13 protein-coding genes are annotated in these 17357 nt (G+C 61.6%); 3 read left to right on the top strand and 10 right to left on the bottom strand.

Features of this window, described 5'->3' with window-relative positions:
* The first annotated feature begins 248 nt into the window (after positions 1–248).
* Complete coding sequence (locus OC605_RS00735; protein ID WP_262136043.1) at positions 249–947, top strand: glutathione binding-like protein; 699 nt, start codon at positions 249–251, stop codon at positions 945–947.
* Between the two features lie 255 nt (positions 948–1202).
* Positions 1203–2177 carry a porphobilinogen synthase gene (hemB, locus tag OC605_RS00730; protein WP_262136042.1) on the top strand — a complete coding sequence of 325 codons (975 nt, stop codon included), beginning with the start codon at positions 1203–1205 and terminating at the stop codon, positions 2175–2177.
* Between the two features lie 122 nt (positions 2178–2299).
* Here hemB and OC605_RS00725 read toward each other — a convergent pair whose 3' ends face one another.
* A complete protein-coding gene (locus OC605_RS00725) occupies positions 2300–4504 on the bottom strand; it encodes a TonB-dependent receptor (RefSeq protein ID WP_122698480.1) in 2205 nt (734 codons plus the stop codon).
* A 258-nt stretch (positions 4505–4762) separates the two neighbouring features.
* Here OC605_RS00725 and OC605_RS00720 point away from each other — a divergent pair, with 258 nt between their 5' ends.
* Positions 4763–5845 carry a DUF1615 domain-containing protein gene (locus OC605_RS00720; RefSeq protein ID WP_130929624.1) on the top strand — a complete coding sequence of 361 codons (1083 nt, stop codon included), beginning with the start codon at positions 4763–4765 and terminating at the stop codon, positions 5843–5845.
* Between the two features lie 71 nt (positions 5846–5916).
* On the opposite strand, the gene OC605_RS00715 is transcribed toward OC605_RS00720, so the two are convergent.
* From OC605_RS00715 to OC605_RS00675, 9 genes are all read right to left on the bottom strand, one after another.
* The gene (locus OC605_RS00715) at positions 5917–6435 is read right to left on the bottom strand and encodes a hypothetical protein (RefSeq protein WP_262136041.1); all 519 of its coding nucleotides are present in this window, start codon (positions 6433–6435) and stop codon (positions 5917–5919) included.
* Positions 6436–6567: 132 nt separating this feature from the next.
* A complete protein-coding gene (locus OC605_RS00710) occupies positions 6568–7260 on the bottom strand; it encodes an anti-sigma factor domain-containing protein (protein WP_016775384.1) in 693 nt (230 codons plus the stop codon).
* Positions 7257–7784, bottom strand: coding sequence for a sigma-70 family RNA polymerase sigma factor (locus OC605_RS00705; protein WP_262136040.1), 528 nt, complete (start codon positions 7782–7784; stop codon positions 7257–7259). The genes OC605_RS00710 and OC605_RS00705 overlap by 4 nt, the downstream gene beginning before the upstream one ends.
* 161 nt (positions 7785–7945) lie before the next feature.
* Entirely contained in the window at positions 7946–8467 is a 522-nt protein-coding gene (locus OC605_RS00700; protein WP_016775383.1) for a DUF3455 domain-containing protein, read from the bottom strand.
* Between the two features lie 115 nt (positions 8468–8582).
* Positions 8583–10268: an ABC transporter ATP-binding protein gene (locus tag OC605_RS00695; RefSeq protein WP_262136039.1), complete on the bottom strand. Its 1686-nt coding sequence runs from the start codon at positions 10266–10268 to the stop codon at positions 8583–8585.
* A 1-nt stretch (position 10269) separates the two neighbouring features.
* Entirely contained in the window at positions 10270–11292 is a 1023-nt protein-coding gene (locus OC605_RS00690; protein WP_123442070.1) for an ABC transporter permease, read from the bottom strand.
* Positions 11292–12356, bottom strand: a complete 1065-nt coding sequence (locus OC605_RS00685) for a microcin C ABC transporter permease YejB (protein WP_125927583.1) — start codon at positions 12354–12356, stop codon at positions 11292–11294. The genes OC605_RS00690 and OC605_RS00685 overlap by 1 nt, the downstream gene beginning before the upstream one ends.
* A gap of 1 nt (position 12357) precedes the next feature.
* A complete protein-coding gene (locus OC605_RS00680; protein WP_262136038.1) occupies positions 12358–14223 on the bottom strand; it encodes an extracellular solute-binding protein in 1866 nt (621 codons plus the stop codon).
* Positions 14224–14449: 226 nt separating this feature from the next.
* On the bottom strand, positions 14450–17161 hold the full coding sequence (locus OC605_RS00675; RefSeq protein ID WP_262136037.1) for a TonB-dependent receptor: 2712 nt from the start codon (positions 17159–17161) through the stop codon (positions 14450–14452).
* Between the last annotated feature and the right edge of the window lie 196 nt (positions 17162–17357).

Raw genomic sequence — 17357 nt, 5'->3', positions numbered from 1 at the left:
TGACAAACCTTGGCACCGCGGGCTCCCAGCACCGGGTGTTTCCCTGTCGTAAACAGCTTCCTCTGCGAGAAAGGCATAGCTCAGAGTCCTGTAATGCCCGTTTGGTTCGATACGGGCCAGTGCGCAGCACTCTAACGGCAACCTTTGCGGGCATGCAGGCAGGTTAGCGACAGGATGTTACGGTTCGTGTAGGCGCAGCGGCAGGCCTACTTTATGATCGGTTTTCAATTTGTGACTGGATGCTTCCAATGACCGATCTGTCTGCATTCCCGATTACTCAGAAATGGCCGGCGCAGTACCCGGACTGGATTCAGCTCTACTCCTTGCCGACCCCGAATGGCGTCAAAGTGTCGATCATGCTCGAAGAGATCGGCTTGCCCTACGAGCCGCACCGCGTCGGTTTCGACACCAACGACCAGACCTCGGCGGAATTTCTCTCGCTGAACCCGAACAACAAGATCCCGGCGATCCTCGACCCCCATGGCCCTGAAGATAAACCCCTGCCGTTGTTCGAATCCGGCGCGATCCTGATTTATCTGGCCGACAAGAGCGGCCAGTTGCTCGCCCAGGAAGGCGCGCTGCGCTACGAGACCATTCAGTGGCTGATGTGGCAGATGGGTGGCATCGGCCCGATGTTCGGCCAGCTCGGTTTCTTCAACAAATTCGCGGGCAAGGATTACGAAGACAAGCGTCCACGTGATCGCTATGTCGAAGAGAGCAAACGCCTGCTGAATGTGCTCAACACTCGCCTCGAAGGCCGCGAATGGATCATGGGCGAGCGCTACACCATCGCCGACATCGCCACGTTCCCGTGGGTGCGCAATCTGCTTGGCTTCTATGAGGCCGGGGATCTGGTCGGGATTGAGAATTTCCCCAATGTCACACGGGTGCTGGAGCGGTTTCTCGCGCGTCCGGCGGTCATTCGTGGCCTGACCATCCCGTCCTGACTTTCAGTTGTACACATGTCCCCTGTGGGAGCTGGCTTGCCAGCGATGAAGCCAGCACAGTCAACATCATTGGTGACTGACCTGCCGCCATCGCTGGCAAGCCAGCTCCCACGGGAATTTGAAATGTACATGCAAGATTATTACAAGCCCGGTAACGCTCTCTTGATTGATCCAGGTTTGTCCCGCACCCGCCGCAAGGCATAAGCTTCGCCCCCTACGACTTTCGTCTCATCCGCTGTTTTCAGGAAAGGCCCCATGTCCAGTCAGTTCCCCGAAGCACGTCCCCGCCGTCTGCGCCGCAATGCGAGCCTGCGCAGTCTGTTCCAGGAAACCGAGTTCAGCCTGAACGATCTGGTCCTGCCGATCTTCGTCGAGGAAGACATCGACGACTTCGTGCCGATCACCAGCATGCCCGGCGTGCAGCGCATTCCCGAGCGCAAACTGGCCGGCGAAATCGAGCGCTATGCCCGTGCCGGCATCAAGTCGGTGATGACCTTTGGCGTGTCCCATCATCTGGATGCCAACGGCAGCGACACCTGGCGCGAAGACGGTCTGGTCTCGCGCATGTCGCGCATTGCCAAGGACGCCGTGCCGGAAATGATCGTGATGTCCGACACCTGCTTCTGCGAGTACACCGATCACGGCCATTGCGGCGTGATGCACAACCACGAAGTCGACAACGACCAGACTCTGATCAACCTTGGCAAACAAGCCGTAGCGGCCGCCCGCGCCGGGGCTGACGTGATCGCACCGTCGGCAGCAATGGACGGCCAGGTTCGCGCGATTCGCCAGGCGCTCGACGCTGCCGGCTTCACGCAGGTTCCGATCATGGCCTACTCGACCAAATTCGCTTCGGCACTGTACGGCCCGTTCCGCGAGGCTGGCGGCAGTGCGCTCAAGGGCGACCGCAAAAGCTATCAGATGAACCCGATGAACCGCCGCGAAGCCCTGCGCGAATCGCTGCTCGATGAGCAGGAAGGTGCCGATGCGCTGATGGTCAAACCGGCCGGTGCTTACCTCGACATCATCCGCGACATCCGCCAGGCCTCGAACCTGCCACTGGCGGCGTATCAGGTCAGCGGCGAGGACGCGATGATCAAGTTCGGCGCCCAGGCCGGGGCGATCGATGAAGATCGCGTGGTCCGTGAAAGCCTAGGCGCGATCAAGCGTGCCGGGGCGGATCTGATCTTCACTTACTTTGCGATGGATCTGGCACTCGCCGGGATCTAAGCCGCACCTCGTACCCCTGTGGGAGCGAGCCTGCTCGCGAAGAAGCCGGATCAAGCACCACAAAAACCAGAAAGGCCCCGCAACCGTGAAGCTGCGGGGCCTTTTTTACGACGCAATCACGCTTAGAAGTCGATCGTCCCCGACAACTTTGCCACCCGTGGTTCGCCTTGGGTCAGGTAGCCGCCCTGAGCCGATTCCCAGTACTTCTTGTTCGCCACGTTCTCGACGCCGAACCGCACGGTCACGTCCTTCTCCGACACCTTGAACGCATAACGCGCGCCGGCATCGAAGCGGTTCCACGTCGGCAGGCTGAGGTTGTTCGCCGCATCGGCGTATTGCCCGCCGGTACGCAGCATCCGCGCGTTCAGCGCAACGCCTTGCAGGCCCGGCACGTCCCAATCCACGCCAGCGTTGAACTGGAAGGTCGGTACGCCGATGGCGTGGTTACCGTCGTTGGCGCCGTTGAGGGTGTTTTTCAGTTCGGTGTCCATCAGGGTCAGGCCGCTGATCAGGCGCAGGCCGTCGATCGGCTCGCCGAACACGTTCATCTCCACGCCTTTGTTGATTTGCTCGCCTTCGCGCACGTAGGTGCAGGTGGTGGCGCTGTTGATTTCGCAGTAGCCGTCGCTCGGCTGTTCGATGCGATAAACACCCAGGCTCGCGCCGTAGGTGCCCATGTCGACCTTAACGCCCAGCTCGGTCTGCTTGGAGCGCTTCGGTGCGTAAACCTCGTTGCCGTTGGTCACGCGGAAACCGCCAGAGCTGGTTGGCGAAGTCGGTCCCTGGGCCAGGCCTTCGATGTGGTTGGCGTAGAACGACACATGCTCCCACGGCTTGAACACGATGCCGTACACCGGCGTGGTGATCGACTCGTCGTAGCTCGACGAGCGCGGGCCGCTGCCGTAGCTGGCGTAGCTGTAACCCTGCACCACCAGTTGCTGGCGACGCAGACCGGCGGTGACCAGCAGGCGATCGTCGAAGAACCCGAGGGTGTCGGAAATCGCCACGCTGCGGTTGAAGGTTTTGCCGACGATGCCCGGATCGTTGAGATCTCCGCCAGAGAAATTGCCGACCGGTGCCGGAGGAGTGATCGGATGGTAGATGTTGTTCGAGTAGCGGGTCAGGTCGAAGTCATAAGCACTGCGCTGCTCGGCCCAGATCCCGGTCAGGCCGAAATTGAGCTTGTGGCTGACCGGGCCGGTGTTGAACTTGCCATTGAGACCGGCCATGACGCTGGTGTTGTCCTCGTCATGCGGGACGAACGAGCCAGTGGTGAACGAGGCGCCGCTGTTGCCGACCAGCGTGGTCGAGTTGTACCGGCCGACTTCACGGGTGTGCTTGGCGCCACCGGCGGCGTAAGCGGTCCAGTTGTCATTGAGGTCGTATTCGGCGCGGAGCATGCCGAAGGTGTCTTCGATGTCGGTGTAACCCCATTTCGGCGCGTAGTTGGTGTCCGCCGATGGCGCATCCGGGATGTGCGTGGCGGTGCCGAGGTTGACCGAGCTGCGGCCACCGTTGACGCGTTCCTTCTGATAGGCGAAGTCACCGGAAACCCGTAGCGCATCGCCGCGATAATCCAGACCGATGGCGAACAGTTTCGAGCGCTGGTTCTCGTGATCGATGCCGGTGTCGCCTTCGCGCTGCGACAGGTTGACCCGCGCGCCGAAGCGGTTGTCTTCACCGAAACGCTGGCCGATATCGAAGTGATGACCGATGCGGCCTTCGCTGTTGATGTCGGTGGTGTAACGGCGCAGCGGCACGTCGCCGGCGCGCTTGGGTTGCAGGTTGACGCCGCCGCCGATGCCGGAACCGGTCGGCGTTACGCCGTTGATGAAAGCGTTGGGGCCTTTGAACACTTCTACGCGCTCCAGCGCATCGGTGGAAATGATCTGCCGGGGCAATACGCCGTACAGGCCGTTATAGGAAATGTCGTCACCATTGAGCGGCAGGCCGCGAATCATGAAAACCTGCGCCTGGTTGGAGAAGCCCGAGGCCTGGCGCACGGAAGAATCGTTGAGCAGCACGTCGGCGACGTTTTCCGCCTGCTGATCCTGGATCAATTGCTCGGTGTAGGACGCTGCGCTGAACGGCACGTCCATCATGTCCTGATTGCCGAGCACGCCCAACTGGCCGCCGCGCGCAACCTGACCGCCAGCGTAGACCGGGGGCAGGGCGTTGGGCGCAGGCGCTTGGGCATTGACGTTGACGTCGTCGAGCACCAGCGCTTTGCTGTTTTGTTCAGCAGCGTGAGCGGTGACGGTCAGGGAGCACAGCAGGGCAAGCAAAGTCGGGCGAAATGGAGCGCCGAGTCGAGCTGAAGCGGGCATGTCGGATACCTGGAGGCGAACGGCCAATGAAAAAATAAGGGCGGCGCGGAACTCCTTGCGCTAATGCGACTCCAGACGCGAATGATAGGGTTTCGCAGTAACGTTTTGCAATCAGTTTGTTATCAGGCTTGTGGGTGCTGGCGAAGGCTGCGATCTTTTGATTTTTCCTTTTAAAACAAGATCAAAAGATCGCAGCCTGCGGCAGCTCCTACGGGGGTTGTGTATGGTGTTGTGGCTAATTTGATTGGATGGAGCAACATGCGATTACTCATTACTCTCGGCGCGGTGCTACTGCTCGCCGGTTGCGCCAGCCAGCGCAGCAACGAACCGGCGCCGCGTCCGCCGGCCGAAGTGAAGGCTGAAATTGTTCGGCTGTTGCCGGCGAAAACTGCCGACCGTCAGGGCTGGGCCACGGACATCTACGCTGCGTTTGCCGCACAAGGCATCAACACCACCACGCAGAATCTGTGTTCGGTACTGGCCGTGGCGGAGCAGGAATCGACGTTCCAGGCCGACCCAACGGTGCCCGGCCTGGGCAAGATCGCCCGCGACGAAATCGACCGCCGCGCCGCCAAGGTGCACATCCCCAGCCTGCTGGTCAGCGGCGCTCTGCAAGTGCGCTCGCCCAACGGCAAGAGCTACAGCGAACGTCTGAATGCGGCGCGCAGTGAAAAAGAGCTGAGCGCGATTTTCGACGACTTCATCGGCATGGTGCCGATGGGCCGCACGCTGTTCGGCGGCTTTAACCCGGTGCACACCGGCGGGCCGATGCAGGTCAGCATCGAATTTGCCGAGGAGCACGCCAAGGATTACCCGTACCCGGTGGACGGCACGATCCGCCGTGAAGTATTCAGCCGGCGCGGCGGCATGTATTTCGGCATCGCCCATTTGCTCGGCTATCCGGTGAATTACCGCGAGCCGTTGTATCGTTTCGCCGATTTCAACGCCGGCTGGTACGCCAGTCGCAATGCCGCGTTTCAGAATGCGGTCAGCCGCGCTTCCGGCATCCCGCTGACCCTGGACGGCGACCTGATTCGCTACGACTCGATCATGCCCGGCAGTACCGAACTGGCGGTGCGCACCCTCGGCAAGTCGCTGGGCATGCGCAACCCGACGATTCGCGATCAATTGGAGAAAGGCAAAACCCTGGAATTCGAAGAGACCAAACTCTATCAGCGCGTGTTCGAACTGGCGGAGCGGGCCGAAGGCAAGGCGTTACCGCGCGCGGTATTGCCGGGGATTGTGCTGCAGAGTCCGAAGATCACCCGCAAACTCACCACAGCCTGGTTCGCCAAGCGCGTGGACGAGCGCTACAAGCGCTGCATGGCCAAGGCCGGATAAAACACGCAGACATAAAAAACCCGGCTGCGGGAGCCGGGTTTCTCTGCGGTGTTGCGCTTGAAACTGTGCATTCAGGCAACGCGGCGTTCGATCAGACGATCCGAACCACCTTCGGCGACGGTATTGCCTTGCAGACGATCGGAGCCATCAGCGGCGACAGTGTTGCCTTGCAGGCGATCGGAGCCATCAGCAGCGACGGTGTTGCCTTGCAGACGATCGGAGCCATCAGCGGCGACAGTGTTGCCTTGCAGGCGATCGGAGCCATCAGCGGCGACGGTGTTGCCTTGCAGGCGATCGGAGCCATCAGCGGCGACGGTATTGCCTTGCAGACGATCGGAGCCATCGGCGGCGACGGTGTTGCCTTGCAGACGATCGGAGCCATCAGCGGCGACGGTGTTGCCTTGCAGGCGATCGGAGCCATCAGCGGCGACGGTGTTGCCTTGCAGGCGATCAGAGCCATCGGCAGCGACAGCGTTCTGATACAGGCGATCCGAGCCGTCTGCGGCGATCATGGTGTGCGCCGGGGTGGCGGCGAAAGCGTTAACTGCGAAAACCGAGAAAGCGATGCTGAGAAGAGTCTGGCGTTTCATGATGGTGTGCTCCGGGGTGTTGTTGGTTGGTATGGAGCTGATCTTACGCCCGGATATTTTTATGAGAACTTCATTGCCGTGATGGTGAACATCGACGCCGATGATGGTTGCGGGCAACCGCGTAGCAGAGCCTCAGAGCACCTTCACCGCACGCCCGATCGCCTGAATCGGCCCGGTCGGTTTGCCGATCGGTGAGCCATTGGCGCCTTCCAGCGTCAGCTCAAACAGCTGGTTCGGTTGCAACGGCGGCAGCTTGTCCAGCGGCACCGACAATGCCTGCCCCGGCTTGACCAAGCCCAACGACACCGGCCCCGACCAGCCGTCAGCCTTGGTCCAGAACTCCAACGCCTTGTCCGCCGGCACCTCGACCACGCCCAGTGGAATCAACTGGATCTCCCGCGCATTGCTCGCCTGAATCACCCAGCCCGGCGCCTTGTCCTGCGGCGCTACCAGGACCACCAGATAACTCGGTTTCGGCGCAGTCTGGGTCAGCAGCATCGTGCCGAGGATCAATGTCGCCGCCAGCCCGGCCGCGCTCAAGCCGCGCCACAGTGGCAGCAGATTCCACCACGAGGTCAGCGGTTTCTTCACCGTCAGCCGTTCGAGACTGCGCTCGATGCGCGGCCATAACTGCGCCGAGGGTTGCTGAGGTTCGGCCAGATCGGTCAGCTCCAGCAGGCGCCGCTCCCAGGCATCCACCGCTGCACGCAATTCGGGATCGTTCGGCAGGCGCCGTTGCACCTCGATGCGCTGTTCGAACGACAAGGTGCCGAGCACGTATTCGCCGGCCAGTTCATCCCGTTCCTGCGCTGATTCGCCGGTCATCCCATGCACTCCCGCAAAGCATTGAGGCTGCGCTTGATCCACGCTTTGACCGTGCCCAGCGGCGTGCCGAGGCGTGTGGAAATCTGCGCGTGGCTGTAACCGTCGACGTAGGCATGGAGGATGCAGCTGCGCCGCTGCGGTTCCAGTTGCTCGAGGCAGCGATGAATGCGCGCCGAGTGAACATCGACCGCCTCATCAGGCGCCGCTACCTCATGTTCTTCGCTGAACGGCGTTTCCCGACTTTGCTTGCGCAACTGATTCAACGCCAGGTGCCGGGTCACGCTGAACATCCAGCCCCGCGCCGAACCCCGCGCCGGGTCGAACCCGGCCGCACCGTGCCAGATCTTGATGAACGCCTCATGCACAATGTCCTCCGCCAGCGCCGTATCGCGCACCAGCCGCTTGGCCACGCCGAGCAGGCGCGGGCCTTCCTGCACATACAAATCGCGCAAAGCCGCGCGCTCGCCCCGGGCACAGGCTTTGAGGCGGGCTTCGTAATCGAAAACGGATTCGGGTAAAGGCATGGGGTGCAATCTAGCTCACATTTCCCAAACATCCAGAGGCATTATTCCCTGTGGGAGCGAGCCTGCTCGCGAATGCGGTGGGTCAGAACTTAATAAGGCGACTGACACTCCGTCTTCGCGAGCAGGCTCGCTCCCACAGGATTGTGCACTGCTTCCGAATATCAGTTCGCCGCCCAGAAAATATAATCCGCCTGGTATTTCACCACTTCCTGCTTGCCCTTGTTCGCCATGGTGCACTCACTGCCCGGCGCGACGCCGCCCTTGAGCGCGACACGCTGGATATAGCTGACCCCGGTCATCGCACCTTTGCCCTCGGCCGGATTGGCCTTGACCAGTTGATAGGGCAGGTTGCCCGGGCTCGACGGTGCCACGGCCAGTTGCGTCCCGGTGACTTTCGAACCGTCCTTGGCTTGCCAGGTCGCTGGCGGGCCGAAATAGGTGCCGACCTGTTTGCCGCTGCGATCATTGAGCACCGCTTTCGGGCCGACAAAGGTCCACTCGGTCTGTCCGGCCATATTGGGCTTGTCGCGGCATTCGTAGGTGATCTCGCCAACCCCGGTGGTTTCCAGGGCAATCTTGTGCCCGTCCGGCACCTTGATCGCGTCGGGATAACTGCTCTGGGCGAAGGTGGTCGCGGTGAAAGCGAGCAAACCGGTGAAGCCAATCAGCTGGGTGATGTTCATCCGATGATTCTCCGAAAAGGGTAGGGCGCTGACAGCACCAGAGTGGGCTGTTACAGGGACTACCCGTGGCGGAGGCGATTGGATGCAGTGCCGGAAAAATATTTTTGGATCACCTCTATACCTGTGGGAGCTGGCTTGCCAGCGATGGCGTCGTGTCAGCAGACGTCGATTTTTCTGAGACACCGCCATCGCTGGCAAGCCAGCTCCCACAGGGTTCTTCATCAGGCTTGAGGCCCGAGGCTTTCAGTAACTCTTGGGTATACGGATGTTTCGGCGCAGCGAAAATCTCCCGCGACGAGCCTTGTTCCACGACCTTGCCGTCCTTGATCACCATCAAGTCATGCGCCAGCGCATGCACCACTGCCAGATCATGGCTGATGAACAGGTACGTCAGCCCATGCCTGATCTGCAACTGGCGCAACAATTCCACCACTTGCTTCTGCACCGTGCGATCCAGCGCCGACGTCGGTTCGTCGAGCAGGATCAGCGCCGGTTCCAGCACCAGTGCGCGGGCGATGGAGATGCGCTGGCGCTGGCCGCCGGAAAACTCGTGAGGGTAACGATGGCGGCTCTGCGGATCGAGGCCGACCTCCTCGAGCACGCGAATTACCGCTGCCTCGCGCTCGGCCTCGCTGCCGATGCCGTGGGTCAGCATGCCTTCGGCAATGATCTGCTGCACCGACATGCGTGGGCTGAGGCTGCCGAACGGGTCCTGAAACACCACCTGAATCTGCCGGCGCAGCGGGCGCATCAGGCGCTGATTGAGCAGGCTCAACTGCTTGTTGCCGAAACGGATATTGCCCTCTGATTCGACCAGTCGCAGGATCGCCTGGCCCAGCGTCGACTTGCCCGAACCCGACTCGCCGACGATGCCCAATGTCTTGCCGCGTTGCAGGGTGAAACTGACCCCGTCTACCGCTTTGATGTAATCCTGCTGACGGCTGAAGAGTTTTTTCGGCAGGGGAAACCACACCTTCAAATCATCCACTTCCAGCAGGTTGTGCTCGTACTCACTGGGCACTGGCGCGCCGCTCGGTTCAGCCTCGATCAACAAGCGGCTGTAAGGATGCTGCGGCGCCTGGAATAGCGTCTCGCAATCGGCCTGTTCAACGATCTCGCCTTGACGCATTACGCACACACGCTGAGCGATCCGGCGCACCAGATTGAGGTCGTGGCTGATCAGCAACAGCGACATGCCGAGGCGCTGCTGCAACTCGATCAGCAGTTCAAGAATCTTCTGCTGTACGGTTACGTCCAGCGCCGTGGTCGGCTCATCGGCAATCAACAGTTCCGGCTCGTTGGCCAGCGCCATGGCGATCATCACCCGTTGCCGCTGACCACCGGAAAGCTGATGCGGATAGGCTTTCAAGCGCTGCAACGGCTGGCGAATACCCACCAGCTCCAGCAGTTCCAGGGTCCGCGCGCGGGCGGCGCGGCCCTTGAGGCCCTTGTGGATTTCCAGCACTTCGCTGATCTGTTTTTCCACCGTGTGCAACGGGTTCAGCGAGGTCATTGGCTCCTGGAAAATCATCGCAATGCGATTGCCGCGCAGACCACGCATCTGCTGTTCGCTGGCGTGCAGCAAATCCACGCCGCTGTAGCGAATCGCGCCGCTGCTGCTGACGTTCTTGCCCGGCAACAAACGCAGAATCGAATGCGCCGTCACCGACTTGCCCGAGCCGGATTCACCGACCAGCGCCAGACACTCGCCACGGCGGATATCCAGGTTCACACCGTGCACCACTTCCTGCCCGGCGAAGGCGACGCGCAGGTCGCGAATTTCAATCAGGTTGTCTTGCATGTCAGCTCCTCGGATCAAAGGCATCTCGGCACGCTTCACCGATGAAAACCAACAAAGACAGGATCAGCGCCAGGGCAAAAAATGCTGTCAGCCCCAGCCACGGTGCCTGCAGATTGCGTTTGGCCTGGCCGATCAACTCGCCCAGCGACGCGGTGCCGGCGGGCATGCCGAAGCCGAGGAAATCCAGCGCGGTCAGGGTGGCGATGGCGCCGGTGAGAATGAACGGCAGGTAGGTGAGGGTGGAAGTCATGGCGTTGGGCAGAATGTGCCGGCGCATCAGTTCGCTGTCGGTCAGGCCCAGCGCCCGCGCGGCTTTCACGTATTCGAGATTGCGTCCACGGAGGAACTCGGCGCGCACCACGTCGACCAGCGCCAGCCAGGAAAACAGCGCCATGATCCCCAGCAGCCACCAGAAACTCGGCGAGACGAAGCCGGACAGAATGATCAGCAGATACAGCACCGGCAGCCCCGACCAGATTTCCAGTACGCGCTGCCCGAGCAAGTCGACCCAGCCGCCGTAGTAGCCCTGCAAGGCCCCGGCGACAATGCCGATCAACGCGCTGATGGCGGTGAGGATCAGCGCGAACAGAATCGAGATCCGCGTGCCGAAAATAACCCGCGCCAGAACATCGCGGGCCTGATCATCGGTGCCCAGCCAATTGCTCGATGACGGCGGGCTGGGCGCCGGTTCGGTGAGGTCGTAGTTGACCGTGTCGTAGCTGAACGGGATCGGCGGAAACAGCATCCAGCCGCCCTGATCCTCGATCAGCTTGTGCACGTAACTGCTGGCGTAATCCGGTTGAAACGGCAGCTCGCCGCCGAAATCGGTTTCCAGGTAATCGCTGAGGATCGGAAAGTAAAAGGCGTCGTGGTAGCGGATCACCAGCGGCTTGTCGTTGGCGATCAGCTCGCCACCGAGGCAGATCAGGCACAGGCCGATGAACAGCCACAGTGACCAGCGCCCACGGCGGTTGGCCTTGAATTGCGCGACGCGGCGCTGGCCCAGAGGCGACAGTGTGAACATCAGGCAGTCCTCGCCGAGAAATCGATGCGCGGGTCGAGCAGGGTGTAGCAGAGGTCGCCGATCAGCTTGATCAGCAGGCCGAACAGGGTGAACAGAAACAGCGCGCCGAACACCACCGGATAGTCGCGCGACACCGCCGCTTCGTAGCTCATGCGCCCGAGGCCATCGAGGTTGAAGATGGTTTCGATCAGCAGGGAGCCGGCGAAAAACACTTCGATCAGCGCCGACGGCACACCCGCAACCACCAACAACATTGCGTTGCGAAACACGTGGCCGTAGAGCACGCGCCGCTCGGTCAGGCCCTTGGCTCGTGCGGTGATCACGTACTGCCGGCTGATCTCGTTGAGAAAGCTGTTCTTGGTCAGGATCGTCAGCGTGGCAAAGCCGCCGATCACCAGCGCCGTGACTGGCAGTACGAGGTGCCAGAGGTAGTCGCCGACCTTGCCCAATGTGCTGAGGCTGTCGAAGTTGTCCGACACCAGCCCCTGCACCGGAAACCAGTTGACGTAGCTGCCCCCGGCGAACACCACGATCAACAGAATGGCGAAGAGAAACGCCGGCATCGCATAGCCAACGATGATCGCGGTGCTGCTCCAGACATCGAAGGCACTGCCGTTCCTGATTGCCTTGCGAATGCCCAGCGGGATTGAAATCAGGTAGGTAATCAGCGTCGCCCACAAGCCCAGCGACAACGACACCGGCAGCTTCTGCACGATCAGGTCGGTGACCTTGGCGCCGCGAAAGAAACTGTTGCCCAGATCCAGTTGTGCGTAGTTTTTCAGCAGCAGCCACAGGCGTTCGTACAGCGGTTTGTCGAAGCCGTAATGGTGTTTGATTTCCTCGATCAGCGCCGGGTCCAGCCCACGGCTGCTGCGCCCGGCACCGCCGACCGCCGCGACTTCGCCGCCACCGCCCATGCTGTGCCCGCCAAAGCCTTGCAGGCGGGCGATGGCTTGTTCCACCGGGCCGCCGGGTGCGGCCTGCACGATAAGAAAATTCACCACCAGAATGCACAACAGCGTGGGGATGATCAGCAGCAAACGGCGACTCAGATAACGCAGCATGTCACTGGCCTCCCGCAAGCTGAGCGCTCATCTGCTGAGTCGTCAGCGGCCTGGCCGAGACTTCCCACCAGGTGTTGAGGCCTTCGTCATACGAAGGTTGCACGGCGGGCATGCCGAAGCGGTTCTGATACACCGTCGGCGTGCCTTTGGAGTAGTAGTTGGGAATCATGTAGTAACCCCATTGCAGCACCCGGTCGAGGGCGCGGGCGTAATGCACCATGGCTTCGCGGTTGTTGGCCTGGACCAGCCCGTCGAGCAGTTGATCGACCGCTGGATCGGCCAGCACCATCGCGTTCGAGCTGCCGACTTGCGTGGCACTTTGCGAGCCGTACAGGCTATACAATTCGCGGCCCGGGGAGACGATCGGATCGCCACTGCGCGGGAAAGCGCAGACGATCATGTCGTAATCGCGGGCGTTGAGACGGTTGATGTATTGCGCTGAATCGATGCGGCGCAGATTGAGCGTGATGCCGATCTGCGCGAGGGTGCGTTTGAACGGCAGCAGCATGCGATCGAAGCCGCCCTGGCCATCGAGAAAGGTGAATTCCAGCGGCTCGCCGGCGGCGTTGACCAGACGATTGTTTTTCGCCGTCCAACCGGCTTCGCCGAGCAGCTTCAGCGCTTGCAATTGCTTGTCGCGGATGTAGCCGCTGCCATCGGTTTTCGGCGCTTCATAGACCGTGGTGAACACCTCGTCAGGAACCTTGCCGCGCAACGGTTCGAGGATCTTCAGTTCCTCGGCATCGGGCAGGGCGCTGGCGGCCATTTCACTCTTGGGCCAGAAGCTGTTCTGACGCACGTAGAAGCCGCGCATCATCTGTTTGTTGGTCCACTCGAAATCCCAGAGCAGGCTGATCGCCTCGCGCACGCGGCGGTCCTGGAAGATCGGGTTTTGCAGGTTGAACACAAAACCTTGGGCGGCGGTGGGTTTGTGCGGCGCAAGAATGGCTTTTTGCAAGCGCCCGTCGCGCAGGGCCGGGCTGTCGTAGCCAACCACGTAACCCGAGGAAGAAAACTCGCGGTTGTAGTCAAACGCGCCGGCCTGCAACAGCTGGCGGGCGACGTCGGTGTCGCCGTAGAAATTCACCGTCAGGCTGTCGAAGTTGTACATGCCGCGACTGACCGGCAGGTCCTTGCCCCACCAGTCCGGGTCACGCTGGAAACTGATGCTGCGCCCGGCGTCGACCTTGCTCACCCGGTACGGCCCGCTGCCCAGCGGTGGCTCGAAGCCGCCGCCGTTGGCGAAGTCGCGGGTTTTCCACCAGTGCTCGGGCAGCACGCGCAGCGTCGCCAGATCCAGCGCGAGGGTGCGATTGAGGTTGTTCTTGAAGGTGAAACGGACCTGCCGTGGACCTTCGACCAGCACGTCTTGCACGTCGGCATATTGCTGGCGATAACTCAGGCTGCCCTTGGTCATCAGCAGGTTGAAGGTGTAGCGCACGTCTTCGGCGGTGATCGGCGTGCCGTCGGCGAAACGTGCCTTGGGGTTGAGGGTGAAGCGCACCCACAAACCTTCGGGATCGCGCTCGATCTGCTGCGCAACCAGAGCGTAAACCGTGTAGGGCTCATCCAGCGAACGAAACGCCAGCGGCGCGTAGACCCAGTCATTGACCTGCACCACGGAAATGCCCTGATCGGCATACGGCGTGATGTAGTTATATTGACCGATCTCCATCGACGCACGGCTGAGCGAACCGCCCTTGGGCGCGTCGGGGTTAACAAAATCGAAATGCTTGAAGCCGGCCGGATATTTCGGCGCCTCGCCGTACACCGTCAGCGCGTGACTGCCGCCGGCCAGCGCCGAAGTGCCAGTGCACAGCAGCGCACTGCCGAGCAGCAGGCCAGCCATGTTGCGCAAAAAACTCATGAAGTCACCCTTGAAATCCCTGAAGGAACCCGGACCCCCGGTGGGAGCGAGCCCTTGTGGCGAGGGGATGTATCCCCGATCGGCTGCGCGGCAGTCGCAAGATCAATGCATGCTGTACTTCTGATGCTCCGCGTCGGCAGGTCCTGGGGGCGCTTCGCACCCCATCGGGGATAAATCCCCTCACCACAAAGGCTCGCTCCCACAGAGGGATGCGTTTTATTTGGGGTTAGAAGTGGTAAGTCATGCGCGCAAACAATGTCCGGCCCAGCGGGTCGGTGTAGCGCGGGTCATAGCCGCTCTGGAAGTTGTAAGCCTGGTTGGAGAACGGCGGGTTGCGGTCGAACACGTTCTTCATCCCGGCATCGACGTCGAGTACCTTGTTGAAGGTGTAACCGGCCGACAGATCCCACACCGAATACGAGGCCACGCGCGAATGGGTGTCGCGGTCGTAATCGTTGTAACCGGTGGTGAAGCGGTTGGTCAGCGCTGCTCGCGCCGCACCCAGGCTCCAGCTGCCGGTGAGGTTGTGCTTCCAGCGCGCGATCACGCCGTCACCCTGAAAGTCGCCGACCTTGTCGGTGAACGGGCCTTTGATGGTGCTCTGGAAGTCGTACTCGTCGACATAGGTGCCTTGCAGACCGAGGCCGAACTGACCGTACGGCGTGTTCGGGAAGCGATAGTCGAGCGACACATCGACACCATTGGTTTCGACGATGCCGAGGTTGGCGTTGCCGGTAACGATGTAGTTAAGCGTGCCGTCGGCGTTGCGCACGAAGCGGTCCGGGTAGGATCCGGCCTGATCGAACACGGTGGATTCCGGGAACGGCTGGATCTGGGTGGAGATGTGAATCCACCAGAAATCCAGACCCACCGAGAGGGTGCTGATCGGCTGGGAGACGAAGCCCAACGTCACGTTGCGCGCCTTCTCCGGGGCCAGATCCTCGTTGCCGCCAATCTGGTTGAGGAATTGCTGACCGCAATCACGCCCGCCGTTACCGCCCGGTTGCACCACGCCGCCGGTACACAGCACCGGATCGTTGTAGTAACCCTGAGTGAACGTGATGCTGCGCGGCGAATACAGCTCGTACAGCGACGGCGCGCGGAAACCTTCGCTGTAGGCGCCACGCACCACCAGCTCTTTCAACGGCTGATAACGGAACGAATATTTCGGGTTGGTGGTGCTGCCGAAGTCGCTGTATTTGTCGTGGCGCACAGCGGCGGACAGTTCAAGGCTGTCGAGCACCGGCACGTTGAGTTCGGCATAGGCGGCCTTGACGCTGCGATCACCTTCGACGCTACCGGCCGGGTCAATGCCGAGGCTCTGGATGTCGCCGGCGAACGACTCGAAGTCCTGATGGAATTTCTCCTTGCGGTACTCGCCGCCCAGCGCCAGACCGGACGGACCTGCGCCGAACCAGTCGCCGATTTCACGGCTGACGCGGCCATCGAAACCGGCGACGCGGCCCACGGCTGTGGAGTAGGCACCGTGGTACGCGGCGGCATCGATGTACTGCTGGCCGGCAGCGGTCTGCGGGCCGAACGGGTTGAGCAAACCGCTGGCCAGGCCGTCAATCATCGCCTGGTCGCTGACATAACCACTGGTGACGCTGGAGACGATTTTGTTCTGGTTGTACGAGGCGCCGACGTTGTAATCCCAGCCGCCAACCAGACCATCGAAGCTCAGCAGAAAGCGCTGGCTGGTGTTCTGGTCTTTCGATTCACGCGGGCCGGCGGCAGTCTCGCGCCAGTTGACGTCGACTGGCTGCGTCGGGTCGAGGGCAAAATCGGTGGGCGCCGGGGTGATGCCATTGCCGGGGTAGTACGGCGACGAGGAATCCAGGCTCAGACCGGTCAGTGGCGCCGGGCCGACGGCGACGGCGTTGTTGTTGCGCGACCAGAAATATTCAAGGTTGGCGTTGTGATCATCGCCGAGCTTGGCAGTGGTCTTGCCGAAGAACGAGGTCTTCTCGGTCTGTGGCACCAGGTCGATGAATTCACGGGTGCTGAAGCGGCACAAGCCGTCGCGGGCGATAAGGTTGGGGCCGTTGCAGTTGCTGTTGGCCAACGGGTTGGTGGCGTTGCCGTTCTGGCTGTAGTTGCCGGGGAACGCGGTGCCGGAGGTCTGATCGAGACCGCGACCGGGCGCGTAGTCGGTGGCGAAGGAGCGGTCGTTGGCGTCGAGGTTCTGCTGCTTGTTGTAGTTGAACACGCCGAGGACGTTGAAGCGGTCTTCTTCCAGATCGCCGTAGCCCCAACTGGCGCTCATGTCCTTGGTCGCGCCGCCACCGCTGTGGGTCGGCGTTTCGCCACCGAGGGTCAGGGCGCCATCGGTAAGGGATTTCTTGGTGATGAAGTTGATCACACCGCCGATGGCGTCGGTGCCGTACAGGGCCGAGGCGCCGTCGCGCAGCACTTCCACGCGCTCGATGGCGGCAAACGGGATCATGTTCAGGTCCACCGCGCCGCCGGCCGAGTTGGTCCCCGACAGGGCGTTGTTGGCCAGGCGTCGACCATTGAGCAGCACCAGCGTCTTGTTCGCGCCGATGCCGCGCATGTCGGCAAACGACGCACCGCCCGTTGCCGCGCCGACGGAGCCGGCGCTGTTGTTGATCGACTGACTGCCGGTGATGCGCTGCACCAGTTCGGCGGTGGTGGTCACGCCCTGTTTGCGCAGCTCTTCAGCCTTGAGGATGGTGATCGGCACCGCCGTTTCCGCATCGACCCGGCGAATCGCCGAACCGGTCACTTCGACCCGTTGCAGTTGCGTGGTCGGCGCCGCCACGACAGCGGCTGCCGGCGTGGCGCTGTTGTCGTCCTCGGCCGCTTGCACGGTCCCGGCGCCCATCCCCATGGCCACCAGATACAGCGGAACGAAACGGTGGCGAGACATCGTTGCCACCAAAGGTTTGAGCGTGAAGCGTGGAGTGTTCATCAGCATGGTTGTTTCCGATTTTCAGACGTTATCGAATTGGCCTTGTGAGCCGCTCATTGCTCCGCTTCCGGTGATACCGCGCGCGGAAAACCACTTTCTTCAAGCAAGCCGATCCCCTCCGAAGACGCGTGGCGTTTCTTCGGTCGGCCGGGTGCGACGGGATTTCTTTTTTCAGCGGTGCCGGGCGGATGCTTTCAACAGC

The sequence above is a fragment of the Pseudomonas sp. Marseille-Q5117 genome, from assembly GCF_946901175.1.
Lineage (GTDB): Bacteria > Pseudomonadota > Gammaproteobacteria > Pseudomonadales > Pseudomonadaceae > Aquipseudomonas > Aquipseudomonas iranensis.
The sequence above is the reverse complement of the archived record's forward strand: the minus strand, read 5'-3'. Positions and strand labels throughout refer to the sequence as shown.

What these genes read in the sequence shown, in the direction of transcription:
- OC605_RS00735 (WP_262136043.1), top strand. Translation starts at nt 249, where the DNA reads ATGACCGATCTGTCTGCATTCCCGATTACTCAGAAATGGCCGGCGCAG.
- hemB (WP_262136042.1), top strand. Translation starts at nt 1,203, where the DNA reads ATGTCCAGTCAGTTCCCCGAAGCACGTCCCCGCCGTCTGCGCCGCAAT.
- OC605_RS00725 (WP_122698480.1), bottom strand. Translation starts at nt 4,504, where the DNA reads ATGCCCGCTTCAGCTCGACTCGGCGCTCCATTTCGCCCGACTTTGCTT.
- OC605_RS00720 (WP_130929624.1), top strand. Translation starts at nt 4,763, where the DNA reads ATGCGATTACTCATTACTCTCGGCGCGGTGCTACTGCTCGCCGGTTGC.
- OC605_RS00715 (WP_262136041.1), bottom strand. Translation starts at nt 6,435, where the DNA reads ATGAAACGCCAGACTCTTCTCAGCATCGCTTTCTCGGTTTTCGCAGTT.
- OC605_RS00710 (WP_016775384.1), bottom strand. Translation starts at nt 7,260, where the DNA reads ATGACCGGCGAATCAGCGCAGGAACGGGATGAACTGGCCGGCGAATAC.
- OC605_RS00705 (WP_262136040.1), bottom strand. Translation starts at nt 7,784, where the DNA reads ATGCCTTTACCCGAATCCGTTTTCGATTACGAAGCCCGCCTCAAAGCC.
- OC605_RS00700 (WP_016775383.1), bottom strand. Translation starts at nt 8,467, where the DNA reads ATGAACATCACCCAGCTGATTGGCTTCACCGGTTTGCTCGCTTTCACC.
- OC605_RS00695 (WP_262136039.1), bottom strand. Translation starts at nt 10,268, where the DNA reads ATGCAAGACAACCTGATTGAAATTCGCGACCTGCGCGTCGCCTTCGCC.
- OC605_RS00690 (WP_123442070.1), bottom strand. Translation starts at nt 11,292, where the DNA reads ATGTTCACACTGTCGCCTCTGGGCCAGCGCCGCGTCGCGCAATTCAAG.
- OC605_RS00685 (WP_125927583.1), bottom strand. Translation starts at nt 12,356, where the DNA reads ATGCTGCGTTATCTGAGTCGCCGTTTGCTGCTGATCATCCCCACGCTG.
- OC605_RS00680 (WP_262136038.1), bottom strand. Translation starts at nt 14,223, where the DNA reads ATGAGTTTTTTGCGCAACATGGCTGGCCTGCTGCTCGGCAGTGCGCTG.
- OC605_RS00675 (WP_262136037.1), bottom strand. Translation starts at nt 17,161, where the DNA reads ATGCTGATGAACACTCCACGCTTCACGCTCAAACCTTTGGTGGCAACG.